The organism is Methylobacterium sp. D53M (genome assembly GCF_053345625.1).
The window spans coordinates 456,350-472,618 of the sequence record NZ_JBKFAL010000001.1; the positions used below are offsets into that span (position 1 = coordinate 456,350).

A 16,269-nucleotide genomic window follows, 5' to 3' on the forward strand; every position below is an offset into this window, starting at 1 on the left:
TTGCGCGGGAGGTCACGCTCAGACCTTCTTGATGACGGCCTTGCCGAACAGGCCGACCGGGCGGATGGAGAGGACGACGAGGAGCAGGATCAGGCCCGGCACATCCTTGTAGCCGGTCGAGATGTAGAAGCCGGTCAGCGTCTCCGCGACGCCGAGGATCAGGCCGCCGACGATGACGCCGAGGCCGGATTCGAGGCCGCCGATGATCGCCACCGCGAAGGCCTTGAGCGCCAGCACGGAGCCCATCGTCGCCCCGGTCAGGGTGACGGGCGCCACCAGGACGCCCGCGAAGGCCGCCGTCATGGCGCTGATCGAGTAGGACAGGGTGATGACCTTCTGGGTGTTGATGCCCATCAGCCCGGCGGCGTCGATGTCGTTGGAGGTGGCGACGACCGCCTTCCCCCAGATCGACTTGCGATTGAAGATCTCCACCGTCAGCATCATCAGCAGCGCGCCCGCGACGATCAGCAGTTCCATCGGCAGGACGCGCACGCCGCCGACCTGGAGCGCCGTCTCGGGCAGCGGGGAGGGGAATTTGAGGTCGTCACGTCCCCAGACGTTCTCGGCGACGTTCTTGAAGATGATGCCGAGCGCGATGGTGGCCATGATCCACCCGTACTCGGACTTGATCTTCACGGCCGGGCGCACGCCGAGGCGCTCGACCACGGCTCCGAGGGCGAAGCCGAAGACCAGGACCAGCGGGATCATCAGCCAGTAGCCGACGAACGGCACCAGGGTCAGGCCGAACAGGGCCCCGAGGGCCAGCGCCTCGCCCTGGCCGAAATTGAGGGTCTTCGAGGTCGCGAAGGTCAGCTGATAGCCGAACGCGATGGCGGCGTAGATCATGCCGACCGCGACGCCGGACGCGATGAGCTGGAGCAGGATTTCCATGGGATCGCTGTCGCCGGAGGGACGTCCGGTCGCGCGGCGGGCGCCGCGGGACCGCTGTGCTGAGCGCCGGCGGGCTGTGACGCCGCCGGCCCCGAGGGAGACGCCGCGCCCGTCGCGGGCGCAGCGTCCGGATCCTCAGTTCGAGGACTTCTCCTTCAGACGAACCACGCCGGCGTTCTTGGCGTCCTCGTCCTTGGCGTAGACGATCTTGCCGTCCTGCACCTTCCCGAACACCACCATGTTGCGCGAGATGGCGTTGTGGTCCTTCGCCGTGAAGGGCTTGTCGTAGGTCGTGACCACGCCCTCGACCTTCTCGTTCAGGTTCTCCAGGGCGGCGCGGATCTTGGCGCCGTCGGTGCCGCCGGCCTGCTTGATCGCCGCGGCGAGGAGGTAGATCGAGTCGTAGCCCTGGGCGCCGGCCACGGGGGTCGGGATCTTCGTGACGCCGTAGGTCTTGTAGTAGTTCTCAAGGAACGCCTTGCGCTTCGGCAGGGTCTGATCCTCGATGAAGGTCTGGGGCATGATCACGCCGTTGCCGTTCGTGCCGGCGATGTCGATGAAGCTCTGCATCGAGGACGGCCAGCTCGTGATCATCGGGACCTTCCAGCCGAGCTTGGCCATGCCGTTGGCGATCTGGGCCAGTTCCGGCCCGATGCCGTAGGCCAGGATCACCTCGGCGCCGGCCTGCTGCGCCTTCAGCAGCTGGGCCGTCATGTCGACGTCCTTGATGTTGAACTTCTCGACCGCGACGGGCTTCACGTTCTTCGTCGCGAGATACTTCTCGATGTCCTCGCGCCCGAGCTGCCCGTAATTGGTCGAGTCCGCCAGGACCGCGATCTTCTTGTGACCCTGGGCGAGGGCCTCGTCGACCATCAGGCCGGCCTGGAGCACGTCGTAGGCGGAGTTCCGGAAGACGTAGTTGGCGTCGTAGTCCGGCTCCTTGAACTGGTTGGTGATGATCGTCCCGGTCGCGACGTTGTTGAAGACCGGGATCTCGGCCTCTTGGTAGAAGCGCTGGGCGGCCAGAGCCACGCCGGTATTGATGAAGCCGACGCTCGCGACGACTTTCTCCTTGTTGATCAGCTCCTGCGCGACCTGCGCGCCGACCTCGTTCTTGGCCTCGTCGTCGCGCTCGATCAGCTGGATCGGCCGGCCGAGAACGCCGCCGGCCTTGTTGATCTCGGCGGCGGCGAGCTTGGCGCCGTCCCGCATCGAGACACCCATCGAAGACGAGCCGCCCGTATAGGGCCCGCTCAGCCCGATCTTGATCGGGTCCGCGGCCCGCGCCGGGGCCGACACCATCGTCAATAACAGCACCGCGGCTGCAGCGCGACCTGCGAAGACCATCGTTTCCTCTCCAAGATTCCGCGTGCGCGGTGTGCCCTTCACCGTGGCACTCTGGGAGGGAGATCTCCCGAGACGGGTCGAGCCGTCAAGCTGAGATTTTGGGCGATCCCAGACGATTAATACAGATTGTCCGTTCCACATGTCGTAAAAGCTGCAGGCACCACAATTTCACGTCGCTGGTGCCGGCAGTCGGATTAAGCGCCGGGCGCGTTCGTGATAGGCCGGCGGCGCCGGTCGGCCGACACATGATCCGGCGCCCCCACCTGCGGAACGCTGCGAGCTATGCGCGGCGGCGCCCGCGCTCCGCCTGAGTTAGGCCGTCGTAACCCCAGCTGTCCTTCGGCACCTCGTGGATGACGATGTAGGACACCTCCGCCAGTTCGGCCCCGAGGACGGTCTTCAGGAGCTGGTTTACTTCAGCGATGAAGCGCGATTTCTCATCGGGCGTATTCGTGTCCGCGCTGATGATGGCGTCCACTTGCGCGGCGCGGGCGATCGGCTCGGCACCGACACTCCATCCCGCGGCAGGCACCGCCTCGACCAGTACGCCGACCAGAGGCGCGACCTTGTGCAGGACGGTGGCCATCAGCCGGGTGATGCCCGCCTGGATCGCCGTGATCTGCTCGGGTGCGAGGGGCGTGCCCGCGACTTTAACATTGATGAAGGGCATGGTCGTCGGTCCGTGGCTTCGCGACCGCCGCGGCGGCCAACGGACGAAGGATTACGTGACCTTGAGAGTTCGGATAATTTGAAAGTTCGCTACCCTGTGTTCGGCAAAACCGAATGATGCGGCCTCATCTCCGCTGGCGCGAGCCACGTCACCCTCGGCTCCGCCGCCCCGTGATCGAGCCTCGCGACGCGGACAGGGCAAGGTCCGAACAGCGGTCGGGTGCCTCTCGCGGTCTCTCCTCGAGAAGTCCTGGCCAGTGCGATCGATCACCGTTCGTACTCGGGCAGAGACCGAGAGGACTGATGTTCGATGACCGGGGTGTCTGCGGCGCGCCGAGAGCCCGTCACTGGTCATCGTGCCTTTACGCGACATGCTCCCTTATGGTCTCGAGAAGAATATCGGTGAGCCGCGCGACGGCCGGCGCCAATTCGGCTTCGGCCTGGTGGAGTGTCAGTGACGCGCTCGGAAGAGGCGGCAGGCCGGTCGCGGCCGGATCGAGAACGCTCAGCGTTTTCGGCAGGCCGACGGCGGTGCGCGCGGTGACACCCAAGCCACCTTCGGCGGCGGCCCAGAGTCCCGAGAGGCTGGGGCTGGTGAAGACGAGCCGCCAGGGCAAGCCGCGACCGTCCAAGGCCGACACGGCCGCGGACCGGAACGTGCACGGCGGCGTGAAGGCCGCGAACGGGACGGGTTCCCGGACCGGGTCCGCGAGACCCGGCCAGTCCGGAGATCCGATCCAGTGGATCGGCACTTCGGCGACCCGGTGCGCGTGAGGGGCACCGCTGCCGTCCCCCCAGACCAGCGCGACGTCGAGCTCGCCCTTCAGGGTCTTCTCGACGAGCTGCGCGCCGAGCCCGACCTGAACCTCGATACGCACACGCGGATAGGCCCGCGAGAACCGCTTGAGCACCGCCGGCAGCCAGCCCTCGGCGAAATCCTGCGCGAGGCCCAGCCGCGCCCAGCCCTCGAGCTCGGGTCCGCGCAGCCGGTCGACCGCCTCGTCGTTGAGTTCCAAGAGCCGCTTCGCGTAGCCGAGCATGCTCTCACCGGCGGCGGTCAGCGCGAGACCGCGTCCCGCCTTCTGCACGAGCGGCTGACCGACCTGTTCCTCCAGCTTCCGGAGCTGCGTGCTGACAGCCGATTGCGACCGCCCCAGCCGCTCGGCCGCGCGGGCGAAACTGCCGAGTTCGAACCCGGTCACGAAGGTGCGGAGCACGTCCATGTCGAGGTTGGTGCGCGTCGCCATGCTTCGATTTCCGGAAAGTCTTTATTCAGGTGTTTCAAATTTTCCGGACGATCCTGGGGGCGTAAACGGGGAGCGTCAAGGCAGTCAGCCGCTCGACGTCGCAGGAGACCGCAAGCCATGCCCCTCGTTCGGATCTCGCTCCTCAAGGGCAAGTCACCGGCCCATATCAGAGCCATCTCGGACGGCATCCATCGCGGCCTGCGCGACGCCTACGGCGTGCCCGCAGACGACCGCTTTCACCTCATCCATCAGCACGCGCCGGACGAACTGATCTACGATTCCGACTATCTCGGGCTTCACCGCACCGACGACGTGGTGATCATCAACATCGTCGCGGGCAATTGGCGGGACACGGCGAAGAAGAAGGCGCTCTACAGAGCGATCACCGACAACCTCGTCGCCGATCCCGGTCTTCGTCCGGAAGACGTGCTCATCGTCCTGTCGCCGAACGCGCGCGACGAATGGTCCTTCGGCAACGGCCTGGCGTCCTACGTCCAGGACGACGCGGACTGATCCGACCGGGGGAACGCGATCTGCCTAGCGGGACCGCCGCCTCGCGCTGACCGGTTCCGAGCCCTAGGCCGGGACGCGCGCGCCGTCCCAGGCGAAGACGCCTCCGGTGTCCGTCACGTCGAGCTCGCCGAGCACGCGCAGAAGATGAGCTGCGCTCTCGTCGGGTCGAAAGACGCCGGGGGCACCCGGATCTGGGCGGAAGGGCCGCGACAGGTTGGAAGCGACCGTGCCCGGATGGAGGCCGACGACGATCGCGTCCGGGCGGCTGCGGGCCACCTCGATCGATAGGGTTCGCAGGATCTGGTTCAGAGCTGCCTTCGAGGCACGGTAGGCGTACCATCCGCCCGAGCGATTATCCTCGATCGATCCGACCCGTGCCGACAACGCTGCGAACACGCAACGTCCCTCTCGTGCCAGCAGCGGGACGAAATGCTTGGCGACGAGGGCGGGGCCGATCGTGTTGATGCTGAACACGGCGGCCATCGCGCCGGGATCGAGCGCCTTCAGCGCCTTCTCGGGCGCGACGCCGTCCTGATGGAGGATGCCGGTCGCGACGATGACCAGACCGACCGGTCCGGCCTCCGCGACCGCGGCCGCGGCCGCAGCGATCGACGCCTCGTCGGTGAGGTCGATCGCGTGGCTGCGGATGCCGTGCGGGAACGATGGCTGCGAGCGCGAGAGGGCGAAGATCGGAGCGTAGGCTCCGCTCGCGGCCAGTCCGGAGACAAGGGCTCGGCCAATGCCGCCGGAAGCGCCGATCACGACCGCGCTGGTCGAAGTCGATGAGATCATGGCGACGTCGTCTCAGCGGGCGCGGATCGGCTACCTTCAGTGGAGACCAGCCCGGGTCGATGGCTGGCGTTGGCTCGCCCGATACATAGGCGCCCTCTGGCCGCTTGGCAGCCGCGATGACCGCGTCGTCGCGCGCGCCCTTCCAACCTCCGGTCAGCGCAAAAGCCTGATCCGCGCCATCGCAGGCGCTACACGCTCTTCGCGAACAGATCTCGATCTCGTCGCACGCGCAGGGCGGAGACCATCGGTCCGTCTAAGCGCAGCTTCCCCCGAACATGCTCGACATCTTCGGGGAATCACTGACCGGTACAGCGAGCGCGGATATCGTCCGCTGATCGGCGCCCCTCTCGGACGCACCCGGTCGAATGCCGCTCTGAGATATATCTCGCTGAAACCTCAGCAAGTTTAACTCAGAGCGGCAAGCAACTTAGGCCTTCTTTATCGTACGAGCCGTCGGCGTTTCAGGAGCACCCGGTCGTCGAACCGCAGGTATCGCACTTGAGGCAGGTGCCGTTGCGGACCAGCGTGAAGTTCGCGCATTCCGGGCAGGCCTCGCCGACGTAGCCCTTCATCTTCGCCTCGGCCCGCCGGTCGGCGACGCTCCTCTCCGCCTTGGCGAAGGGGAGGGTGTCGGCGATCGTCTCGGCCTGACCGGCCACCGCAGGCTCCGCCTTCAGCGCCGTGCTGCCGCGGAGCGCGTGGACCGTGCCGCCGGCCGGGGCCGACTGGCCAGCGCTCGCCGCACCGACCCCGAGGCTGGCACCGGCCGGGCCGCCCTGGATCAGGGTGAGCCGGTCGGCCGAGCCGCGCAGCAGGCCGCGGGACACGACCGAGGAGGCCGGCGCGGGCTTCGGGCCCTCGCGGGTCGTGTCGCCGCTCTCACCGCCGCCGATCACCGTGCCGCCGATCTCGGCGGGGCTGACATGGGCGAGGTCGGCGCGGCCGAGATACGAGACCGCCAGCTCGCGGAACACGTAGTCGAGGAGCGAGGTCGCGTTCTTGATCGCGTCGTTGCCCTGCACGAAGCCGGCCGGCTCGAACCGCGTGAAGGTGAAAGCCTCCACGTATTCCTCGAGCGGCACGCCGTACTGGAGGCCGAGCGAGATCGCGATGGCGAAGTTGTTCATCAGGCTCCGGAAGGTCGCGCCCTCCTTGTGCATGTCGATGAAGATCTCGCCGAGGCGGCCGTCGTCGTACTCGCCGGTGCGCAGGTAGACCTTGTGGCCGCCCACCACCGCCTTCTGGGTGTAGCCCTTCCGACGGGCCGGCAGCTTCTCGCGGGAGCGGATCCGCTCGACGCGCTCGATCACGCGCTCGACGATCTTCTCCGCGGCGGCGGCGGCCTTGGCGGCGGCCGGCGCCTGGATCAGGGCGTCGATCCCCTCATCGGCCTCGTCTTCGTCATCCGAGATGAGCGCCGAGTTGAGCGGCTGCGACAGCTTCGAGCCGTCGCGATAGAGAGCGTTCGCCTTGAGGGCGAGGCGCCAGGACAGCAGGTAGGCCGCCTTGCAATCCTCGACCGTGGCGTCGTTCGGCATGTTGATGGTCTTGGAGATCGCCCCCGAGATGAAGGGCTGCGCCGCCGCCATCATGCGGATGTGGCTCTCGACCGAGAGGTAGCGCTTGCCGATCCGGCCGCACGGGTTGGCGCAGTCGAAGACCGGGTAATGCTCGAGCTTCAGGCCCGGCGCGCCCTCCAGGGTCATCGCCCCGCAGATGTGGGTGTTGGCGGCCTCGATCTCCTTCTTGGTGAAGCCGAGGAACGGCAGCAGCTCGAAGGTCGGGTCCGACAGCTTCTCCGCGGGCACCTTCAGGGCCTGGGTGAGGAAGTCGTCGCCGAGCGTCCAGCGGTTGAACACGAACTTTATGTCGAAGGCCGACTTCAGGCCTTTCTCCACCGCCGCGATCTTCTCGTCGGTGAAGCCCTTGGCGCGGAGCGTCGTCGGGTTGATGCCCGGCGCCTGGCCCATCGAGCCGTGGCCGACCGCGTAGGCCTCGATCTCGGCGATCTCGGATTCGCGGTAGCCCAGAGCCCGCAGGGCGTCCGGAGCGGCCTGGTTGATGATCTTGAAGTAGCCGCCGCCGGCGAGCTTCTTGAACTTCACCAGGGCGAAGTCGGGCTCGATGCCGGTCGTGTCGCAATCCATCACGAGGCCGATCGTGCCGGTCGGCGCGATCACGGTGGCCTGGGCGTTGCGGTAGCCGTGCTCCTCGCCGAGCTTCAGCGCCCGGTCCCAGGCGGCGCGGGCATGGTCGCCCAGATCCGCCTGCGGGATGTTCGCGTGGTCGAGGGCGACCGGCGCGACGTTCAGGAACTCGTAGCCACCGGCCTCGCCGTGGGCGGCCCGGCGATGGTTGCGGATGACCCGCAGCATCGCGTCGGCATTCTCGTCGTAGGCCGGGAAGGTGCCGAGTTCCGCGGCCATCTCGGCCGAGGTGGCGTAGGCGACGCCGGTCATGATGGCGGTGAGGGCACCGGCGAGCGCCCGGCCCGCGTCGGAATCGTAAGGAAGGCCCATGGTCATCAGCAGGCCGCCGATATTGGCGTAGCCGAGACCCAGCGTCCGGTAGCGGTAGGAGAGTTCCGCGATCTCCTTGGACGGGAACTGCGCCATCATCACGGAGATCTCGAGCACCACCGTCCAGAGGCGGTTGAGGTGCTCGAAGGCCTCCACGTCGAAGCGCTTGGTATCCCGGTCATACATCGTCAGCAGGTTCGCCGAGGCGAGATTGCAGGCGGTGTCGTCGAGGAACATGTACTCGGAGCACGGGTTCGAGGCCCGGATCCGCCCGCCCGCCGGGCAGGTGTGCCAGTCGTTCATCGTGGTGTTGAAGTGCAGGCCCGGGTCCGCAGAGGCCCAGGCGGCCTCGCCGATCCGCTCCCACAGGTCGCGGGCCTTCAGGGTCTTGGTGACCTTGCCGGTGGTGCGGGCGGTCAGCTGCCAGTCGGCATCCGCCTCGACGGCGCGCAGGAAGTCGTCGGTCAGCGAGACCGAGTTGTTGGAGTTCTGGCCGGCGACCGTGAGGTAGGCCTCCGAATCCCAGTCGGTGTCGTAGACGGGGAACTCGATCTTGGTGAAGCCCTGGCGGGCGAACTGCACGACGCGCTTGATGTAGGAATCCGGCACGGAAGCGCGGCGGGCGGCCTTGATCTCGCGCTTGAGCGCCGGGTTGCGCTCCGGATCGAAGCAGGCATCGCCCTCGGCCTCGCACTGCGTGCAGGCCTTCATCACCAGGGTCAGGTGCTTGGAGACGACCTTCGAGCCCGTCACCAGGGCGGCGACCTTCTGCTCCTCCTTCACCTTCCAGTCGATGAAGGCCTCGATATCCGGGTGGTCGATGTCGACGATCACCATCTTGGCGGCGCGCCGCGTGGTGCCGCCCGACTTGATCGCGCCGGCCGCGCGGTCGCCGATCTTCAGGAAGCTCATCAGGCCCGAGGACTTGCCGCCGCCGCCGAGCTTCTCGTTCTCCGAGCGCAGCATCGAGAAGTTCGAGCCGGTGCCGGAGCCGTACTTGAACAGGCGCGCCTCACGCACCCACAGGTCCATGATGCCGCCGTCGTTGACGAGGTCGTCCTGGACCGACTGGATGAAGCAGGCGTGCGGCTGCGGGTGCTCGTAGGCCGAGGCCGACTTGGTCAGCACGCCGGTCTGCGGGTCGCAATAGTAGTGGCCCTGGCTCGGGCCATCGATGCCATAGGCCCAGTGCAGGCCGGTGTTGAACCATTGCGGCGAGTTCGGCGCCACCATCTGGCGGGCCAGCATGAAGCGCAGCTCGTCCATGAAGGCCGAGGCGTCCTCCTCCGACGAGAAGTAGCCGCCCTTCCAGCCCCAGTAGGTCCAGCAGCCGGCGAGCCGGTCGAAGACCTGCGTGGCGGAGGCTTCGGAGACGAAGCGCTCGTCCTCGGGGATCTCGGCCAGGGCCGCGTCGTCCGGCACCGAGCGCCAGAGGAACGAGGGGACCGCGTTCTCCTCGACCTTGCGCAGCCGCGCCGGAACGCCCGCCTTGCGGAAGTATTTCTGCGCGAGAACGTCGCTCGCGACCTGGCTCCAGCTCTCCGGCACGTCGATGCCGTCGAGGCGGAACACGACCGAGCCGTCCGGGTTGCGGATCTCGCTCAAGGCCTTGCGGAAGGGGATCCCGGCGTAGGGCGATTGTCCGGCCGTGGTGTAGCGACGCTCGAACCGCATGAAACACACCTCTCCCGTCGGGACACGAGGGTCCCGGCCCCGCGCGACGCGGGGTCTAGCCCGATAGTGGGATTCGCGGCCGACCAAGCCCGGCTGAGAGACGTGCCTCGGTCCCGCGAACGAAAATTAGGAACGGCCGCCCCTGCCCAACGCACCACTTCCGCGGGGCGCGACCGATGCAGGGAGATTACCGCCGCCTTCACTCTCACGTCAACAAGTGGTGTTCGACGGCCTTGTTCCCCGCTAGATGTTGTGCCGGCTCGCAAAAGCCTGTGGATATCGTCCCGGGCCGGGATAAGTGTCCTTCCGGCTTTCGGGAATCGGATCGGGAAAATTTTAGATTCACAACCCTAGGGAGCGGAACCGGCGGATGGCCGGAACCGGAGGCCGAAAGCGCGGGCCGAGCGTTGCCGCGGGGCGACACTTCCGTCATGCGGCTGGACTCACACGCGCGCGGTCACCATAACGGCGCCGACGAGCGCCCTCGCGGCGCGCCACGATTCCGGGACCGGCGATGGCGCTGAAGGACACTTTGCTGCGCATCTTCACGTGGTGGAACGGTCAGACCGTCTCCGTCGCGCTCCAGACCGCGCGCACCGGCATCTTCGTCGGCGAGGACGAGTTCGGGAACAAGTACTACAAGGCGGAAGGCGCGCTGATCGACCGCTCGGTGGGCTCGGAGCGTCGCTGGGTCGTCTACAACGGCTACGCCGACGCCTCGAAGGTGCCCCCCGGCTGGCGCGGCTGGCTGTGCCACAACGTCGACGTCGCGCCGAGCGAGGAGACCTATCAGCCGAAGGCGTGGCAGAAGCCCCATATCGAGAACCAGACCGGCACCGCGAACGCGTACCGGCCGGCGGGCTCGCAGCTCTCCTGGGGCCAGCGGCCGGCCGCGACGGGCGACTACGTGTCCTGGACGCCGGGCGAGTAGAGCCGCGACGCTTCGCGGAGCCGGCGCCCTTTTGCCGCCACCGTTCCGGTGTTCATGACGGGTCAATCCCGATCGCCCGCCGCGCACCCGTTGGCGCGGCCGGTCACCCTCGTCCAGGGGTCCGACTCTTGAGCCGCATCACCGCCCTCGCACGCCGCGCGCTCGCCCCCGGCCTCGCGCTCCTCGTCTGCGCCGGCCCCGCCGCCGCCGACAAGATCAAGAACCCGACCGCGGTGTTCTCCGGCCTCGACAAGATCACCGGCCGGATCGTCAATTTCGAGGTGGCGGTCGACGAGACCGTACAGTTCGGCGCCCTGCAGCTCACCCCGCGGGTCTGCTACACGCGGCCGCCGACCGAGAGCGCCAAGACAACGGCGTTCCTCGAGGTCGACGAGGTCACCCTCGACAACAAGTACCGCCGGATCTTCACCGGGTGGATGTTCGCGTCGAGCCCCGGCCTGCACGCGATCGAGCACCCGATCTACGACGTCTGGCTGGTCGACTGTAAGGGCGGCAGCGACGTGATCGCCGAGGCCAAGGAGCAGGAGGACGTCCCGGCCGTGGCGACCAAGCCCGAGAAGGCGAAGCGCCCCGGCAAGGATGCGACCAAGACCGCCCAGCAGCTCAATGCCAACGGGCAGGTGGACGTGGAGGCGCCGCGCGGCGTGCCGGTGCAGCCCCGCCAGAAGCCCTCGCGGAAGTTCTTCCCGTCGAACGAGGGGCCGGCGCCGGCCCCGCCGCCGCAGCAGCAGCCGCAGAACCTGTTCGACGCGCTGTTCCGCTGACGCCGCGCGCGGGCGAGGCGTCGCCTCAGGCGACGTTGAGCCGTCGCCCGCGATTCCACGCCAGGAACGGGACGCCGGAGAGCAGTCCGGCGAGCGCCGCGCGCGTCTGGTGGCAACCGTTCACCGACACCCGGGGCAGGGCCTGGAGGTGCGCGGCGTGCTCGGCGAAGAGGTGGCCGGGCCGCGTGGTCACGGCCGTCGCGAAGCCCATCTCCCGCGCCAGGCCGAATTCCCGCGGACCGGCGGAGGACGGATCCCCGACCGGGTAGGAGAGGTGCCGCACCGGCCGCCCGAGTTCCGTCTCGATCCGCCCGCGCCCCTCGGCGATCTCGCGCGCCGCGATCGCGGGAGCGTGCTTGGCGAGCATCGGATGGCTGACTGTGTGGGCGCCGACGGTGACGGCCGGGTCGGCGGCGAGGGCGCGCAGCTCAGCCCAGGACAGGCACAGGTCGGCGGCGAGGCGCCCGGGCGGGAAGCCGGCCTGCCGGCAGAGGGCCGCGATCCGGTCGAGGAGGTCCGCCTCGTCCCCGCGCCGCAGGTCGCGGTACAGGGCTTCGAAGGCCAGCGCCTTCTCCTGCGGGCTGCGCGCCGGAAGGTCGAGACTCCGCGCGCCGACGTCGATGCGCACCCGGTCCAGGCGCGCGATCGCCCGCTCCAGCTCGATCCACCAGAGCCGCCCGGCCTGGTCGGCGAAGCCGCTGGTGACGAACAGGGTCCACGGCGCGCCGTGGCGGGCCAGCACGGGACGGGCGTACTCGACGTTGTCGCGGTAGCCGTCATCGAAGGTCAGGACCGCGAAGGGCGGCCCGTAATCCGGTTCGGCCAGCCGCTCCGGCACCGAATCGAGACCGATGATCTCGAAGCCGCGGGCATCGAGCTCGCGCAGGGTGAGATCAAGGAACTCGGGGGTGATGCCGAGCAGGCGGTTCGGCGCGAAGGCCGGGACCGGGTCGGGGCTGACGTGATGGAAAGTGAGGATCACGCCGAGGCCGCGCGCCGCGGGGCTGAGCCAGCGGTCCGCCCCGAGCGCCTGGATCGCGCGGAACCCGGACGCGAAGACCCGATGCTTGGCACGCGACGACAGCATGGCCCTGAACCGTTCGGGCCCGCGGCCCAGCTCGGCACAGCCTTGGCTCGCCCGGGTAAACAAAGCCGAAAGCATGCGTGGCCGCGGCGAAAGCAAGCTATCATTAGCCACGACTGTTCTTTGACGGACCGTCCGACGCCGGTATCGCGCCATCATCGATCGGAGTGACGGGCTGTTCAGCCGCTTGCCGTCAGGGTTTGCGCGGCACGGGATCGCGCGCGGTCCCCGGGAGATCGGGTCATGGCGGTCGGTGTCCACGTAGCGGGAACGGACATGGTCGATTCGCGCAGCGTCGGGGGGCTCGTCGCGGAGATCTACCCCGATCTGGCCGCCGCGGAGGCGCTGTGGCGGCGCCTGGACGCCGATCCGGCGAGCCTCGGCACGCCGTATCAGCGGTTCGACTGGATCAGCGCCTACCTGCGGGCGACGGGACAGGCCGAGCGCGCGCGCGTCGCGGTCCTGCGGGATGCCGACGGACGGCCGCGCATCCTCGTCCCGTTCACCCTGAGCCGGGAGCACGGGCTGCGCCTCGCGCGCACGGTCGGCGGCACGCACGCCAACTATCACATGCCGCTCTTCGCCACCCGCGACGCGGCGGCCATCGGGCCAGGCAGCATCGTCGCGGCGCTGATCCGCGCCGGCCGCGCTGAGGGTATCGACGCCTTCGCGCTCAAGCACCAGCCCCGGATGTGGGACGGGGCAGCGAACCCGCTCGCCGCGACCGGCGAGGCGGAGGCCAGCGACGGCTACGGACTCATGCTCGGGCCGGATCCGGAGGCGACCGTGCGCCGGGTTTTCAGCGCGGACGCCCGCAAGAAGCTGCGCTCCAAGGAGAAGCGCCTCGTGGAGGCGCACGGCGCGATCGTCTACCGCCGCGCCGAGACCGCCGACGAGGCGGCGCGCCTGCTGGCGGCGTTCTTCGCGCAGAAATCGGCCCGCTTCGCCGGCATGGGCGTGGCCGACCCTTACGCCGATCCCGCGATCCGGTCCTTCCTGACGGCCGCGTCGACCGGCGCCGAGCCCGCCGTGGAGCTGTACGCCCTGTGTCTCGCCGAGAGCGGCCGCGTCCTCGCCACCTTCGGCGGTGCCGTCAGCGACCGACGGTTCAGCGGCATGATGACGGCGTTCGACGGCGACCCCGAGGTCGCCCGTTACAGTCCCGGCGACCTTCTCCTGCAGCATCTCGTGCGCGACCAGACCGCCCGCGGCCGGCAGGGCTTCGATCTCGGCGTCGGCGAGGCGCGCTACAAGGCCAGCATCTGCGATGAGACGATCAGCCTCGTCGAGACGATCATCCCGGTCAACCTGCGGGGCCGAGCCTACGGCGCCCTGCGCCGGGGCCTGACGCGGACGAAACGGCGGATCAAGCGCGACCCGCGCCTCTACGCCGCCCTCAAGCGGCTCCGCACCCTGCGCCGGTCCTGATCGGCGCGCGGCCTAGGCGGCGTTGAGGCGCAGCTCCGCCCGCGCCTCCTCGACATCGGACGCGGCCGGGCGATCCTGCGCGACCAGGATCTGCCCCGCGCCGGCCTCCTCGGCGAGGGCGTAGAGGTCGGCCAGCGCCGGATCCTCGGCATCGGCGTTCGACGCGATGATGACGCTGTCCATGAAGCCGGCCACGAGCTCGAGGAGGTCGACGGCCCCCGGCGCGGCGTGGAGCCGGAAGACCACCCAGTCGTAGGCCTCGGCCATGGCCTCGAAGGTCAGGGCCAGGGCATCGGGCTCGTCGAACAGGACGGTCGACTCCAGCAGCCCCGCCTCGATCCGATGCTGGCCGCCGTCCCGGCGTGCCTGGATCACGTCGAGGAACGCGGCCTCGCCGGCGATGAGGTCGGCGAAGCCGAGCCGCGCCGTGCCGTCGTTCGGCAGGTTCAGGTCGACGGCGACGAGGCTTCCCTCGCGACCGAGGGCGCGGGTCAGCGCCTCGGGCAGCGTCGGGACGCCGCGACGGGCTTCGGTCTCGACGATCAGGACGCGGCGACCCGCCTGCGCCTCCGGTGCGCGGGGCGCCGCCGCGATGCGCGCGACGAGCGGCGCGAGATCGAACGTGTCGGGGGAGCGAAGCGCCGTGGCCGCGGCGGGCGCCGCCGACGCGGCGGCAGCCGCGCCCGACGCCTCGGACCAACGGGAGGCCGGCGTCGCCTCCGGGAAGGTGAAGGACGGCCGATCCAGCACCGGCTCGCGGCGCCGCCGATCGTCTGCCGGATCGCCGTCGCGGTCGCCGGCGGCGCGGCCGGACTCGGCCAGCAGCGCGCTGGCGATGACCCCGCCGACCGAGAGCATCAGCGTCAGCAGCGTCGCGAAGGCGACGATCGGCAGCTTCTTCGGGAAGGACGGAACCTCGGGCGTCACCGCGCGGGACACGATGCGCGCGTCAGCTGGGGTCGCGGCCTCGCCGTCGCGCGCCGCCGCCTCGCGGTAGCGGCCGAGATAGGATTCGAGCTGCTCGCGCTGCGCCTTGGCCTCGCGCTCCAGCGCGCGGAGCTGGATCTCGCTGGCGTTGCCGCGGACGACGACGTCCTGCTGGCCGTCGACGGCGGCCTGGAGGCTCTCGACCCGGGCGCCGGCGATCTTGGCGTCGTTCTCCATCGTGCGCACGACGCGCTCGGCCGAGGCCTTGATCTGGGCGTCGAGGTCCTCGAGCTGGGCGTGCAGCTCCTTGATCCGCGGGTGAGCCGGCAGCAGGGTCCGCGACTCGAGGGCGAGCTGGGCGCGCACGGAAATCCGGTTCTCGACGATCCGGCGGATGACCTCGTTGTTCGCGACATCGGGAATCTCGAAGGCGCGCCCGTCCTTGATCAGGTCCTTGATGGCCTTCACCTTGCCGTCGAGGTCGGCCTTCAGGCTCCGCGCCGCGGAGAGCTGGCTCGACAGCTCGCCGAGCTGCTGGGCGTTGAGCGGCCGCCCGGCCAGACCGGTGCTGCCCACGAGGCCGTTCTTGGCGCGGAACGCCTCGACCTTGGCCTCCGCCTCGGCGACGCGCTTGCGCAGCCCGTCGATGTTGCCGCCGAGCCAGGTGGAGGCGTAGCGGGCGGTGTCGACCTTATCGGCCTCCAGCGAGCCGATGTAGAGCTTGGCGATGGTGTTGGCGGCCTCAGCCGCGAGCTTCGGGTCCTTCGCGCGGAACTCGATCGTCAGGATGCGCGACTTGCCGGCGGGGAAGACCAGGAGGTGGTCGAAGTAGGCGTCGAGGACCCGGTCCTCGGCGGGGCGGTCCAGGGGATTGGGACCGATGCCGAGCATCATCAGCACGCGCTGCACGGCGCCGATGCTGCCCGCGCCGGGATCGAACTCGGCGTTGCCGACGAGCTTGAGCCGGCGGATCGCCTCGCGGGCGAGATCGCGGGACATCACGACCTGCACCTGGCTCGCCACCGCCTGCTCGTCGATCGGCGCGAGCTGGTCGCCGCGCTCCTGCGCGGTGCGGGCGAAGGCCGGGTCGCGGCTCTCGAGCAGCACCTTCGCCTCGCCGGTGTAGCGGGGGCTGACCACGTTGACGAAGACGCTCGCGCCGAGGGCGACCACCAGGGTCGGCCCGACGATCCAGCCGATCGAGCGCCGCAGGATCCGCGGCAGCTGCGCGAGGCCGAGGCCTTCCTCGGCGCGCGGTTGGGATCCGGGCACGGCGTAGGTCGAGCGTTGACGGATCGTGGACATGCGGACGCTCTGAACGCGGAGACAGGCCGGGCGGGCATTACTGCCGTCCCGCGGCCATTAGTGGATGTTAAGGTTGCTCAAGAGTTAAGGGCCGCGCGGACCGGTGACGGCGCCGCCTCCGTCGCGCGGTGATCAAGTTTCATTAACCTTAACGGCC

General features: G+C 69.1%; 12 protein-coding genes. 4 read left to right on the forward strand and 8 right to left on the reverse strand.

Annotation, left to right across the window (positions count from 1 at the left end; genetic code table 11):
• Window positions 1-18: 18 nt before the first annotated feature.
• The 4 genes from ACLBYG_RS02145 to ACLBYG_RS02160 form a co-directional block, all read right to left on the reverse strand.
• Window positions 19-891: a branched-chain amino acid ABC transporter permease gene (locus ACLBYG_RS02145; RefSeq protein ID WP_447680449.1), complete on the reverse strand. Its 873-nt coding sequence runs from the start codon at window positions 889-891 to the stop codon at window positions 19-21.
• A 135-nt stretch (window positions 892-1,026) separates the two neighbouring features.
• On the reverse strand, window positions 1,027-2,238 hold the full coding sequence (locus ACLBYG_RS02150; RefSeq protein WP_026604708.1) for an ABC transporter substrate-binding protein: 1,212 nt from the start codon (window positions 2,236-2,238) through the stop codon (window positions 1,027-1,029).
• 280 nt (window positions 2,239-2,518) lie between these two features.
• On the reverse strand, window positions 2,519-2,908 hold the full coding sequence (locus ACLBYG_RS02155; protein WP_447680450.1) for a tautomerase family protein: 390 nt from the start codon (window positions 2,906-2,908) through the stop codon (window positions 2,519-2,521).
• 361 nt (window positions 2,909-3,269) lie between these two features.
• Complete coding sequence (locus tag ACLBYG_RS02160; RefSeq protein ID WP_447680451.1) at window positions 3,270-4,154, reverse strand: LysR substrate-binding domain-containing protein; 885 nt, start codon at window positions 4,152-4,154, stop codon at window positions 3,270-3,272.
• A 117-nt stretch (window positions 4,155-4,271) separates the two neighbouring features.
• Here ACLBYG_RS02160 and ACLBYG_RS02165 point away from each other — a divergent pair, with 117 nt between their 5' ends.
• Window positions 4,272-4,667 (forward strand): tautomerase family protein, encoded by a 396-nt coding sequence (locus ACLBYG_RS02165; RefSeq protein WP_091924532.1) that lies wholly within the window; start codon window positions 4,272-4,274, stop codon window positions 4,665-4,667.
• A 63-nt stretch (window positions 4,668-4,730) separates the two neighbouring features.
• Here the strand turns inward: ACLBYG_RS02165 and ACLBYG_RS02170 are convergent, their stop codons facing one another.
• Together ACLBYG_RS02170 and ACLBYG_RS02175 are read right to left on the reverse strand one after the other, a co-directional pair.
• The gene (locus ACLBYG_RS02170; RefSeq protein ID WP_447680452.1) at window positions 4,731-5,459 is read right to left on the reverse strand and encodes an SDR family NAD(P)-dependent oxidoreductase; all 729 of its coding nucleotides are present in this window, start codon (window positions 5,457-5,459) and stop codon (window positions 4,731-4,733) included.
• 461 nt (window positions 5,460-5,920) lie between these two features.
• On the reverse strand, window positions 5,921-9,652 hold the full coding sequence (locus tag ACLBYG_RS02175; RefSeq protein WP_447680453.1) for a vitamin B12-dependent ribonucleotide reductase: 3,732 nt from the start codon (window positions 9,650-9,652) through the stop codon (window positions 5,921-5,923).
• 514 nt (window positions 9,653-10,166) lie between these two features.
• On the opposite strand from ACLBYG_RS02175, the gene ACLBYG_RS02180 reads away from it, so the two are divergent.
• Window positions 10,167-10,583, forward strand: coding sequence for an NADH:ubiquinone oxidoreductase subunit NDUFA12 (locus ACLBYG_RS02180; protein WP_020091666.1), 417 nt, complete (start codon window positions 10,167-10,169; stop codon window positions 10,581-10,583).
• 128 nt (window positions 10,584-10,711) lie between these two features.
• Entirely contained in the window at window positions 10,712-11,368 is a 657-nt protein-coding gene (locus ACLBYG_RS02185; RefSeq protein WP_447680454.1) for a DUF2155 domain-containing protein, read from the forward strand.
• 25 nt (window positions 11,369-11,393) lie between these two features.
• On the opposite strand, the gene ACLBYG_RS02190 is transcribed toward ACLBYG_RS02185, so the two are convergent.
• Complete coding sequence (locus ACLBYG_RS02190) at window positions 11,394-12,455, reverse strand: polysaccharide deacetylase family protein (RefSeq protein ID WP_447680455.1); 1,062 nt, start codon at window positions 12,453-12,455, stop codon at window positions 11,394-11,396.
• A gap of 273 nt (window positions 12,456-12,728) precedes the next feature.
• Here ACLBYG_RS02190 and ACLBYG_RS02195 point away from each other — a divergent pair, with 273 nt between their 5' ends.
• Window positions 12,729-13,880 (forward strand): GNAT family N-acetyltransferase, encoded by a 1,152-nt coding sequence (locus ACLBYG_RS02195; protein WP_447680456.1) that lies wholly within the window; start codon window positions 12,729-12,731, stop codon window positions 13,878-13,880.
• A 12-nt stretch (window positions 13,881-13,892) separates the two neighbouring features.
• On the opposite strand, the gene ACLBYG_RS02200 is transcribed toward ACLBYG_RS02195, so the two are convergent.
• Complete coding sequence (locus ACLBYG_RS02200) at window positions 13,893-16,112, reverse strand: GumC family protein (RefSeq protein ID WP_447680457.1); 2,220 nt, start codon at window positions 16,110-16,112, stop codon at window positions 13,893-13,895.
• Window positions 16,113-16,269: the final 157 nt, after the last annotated feature.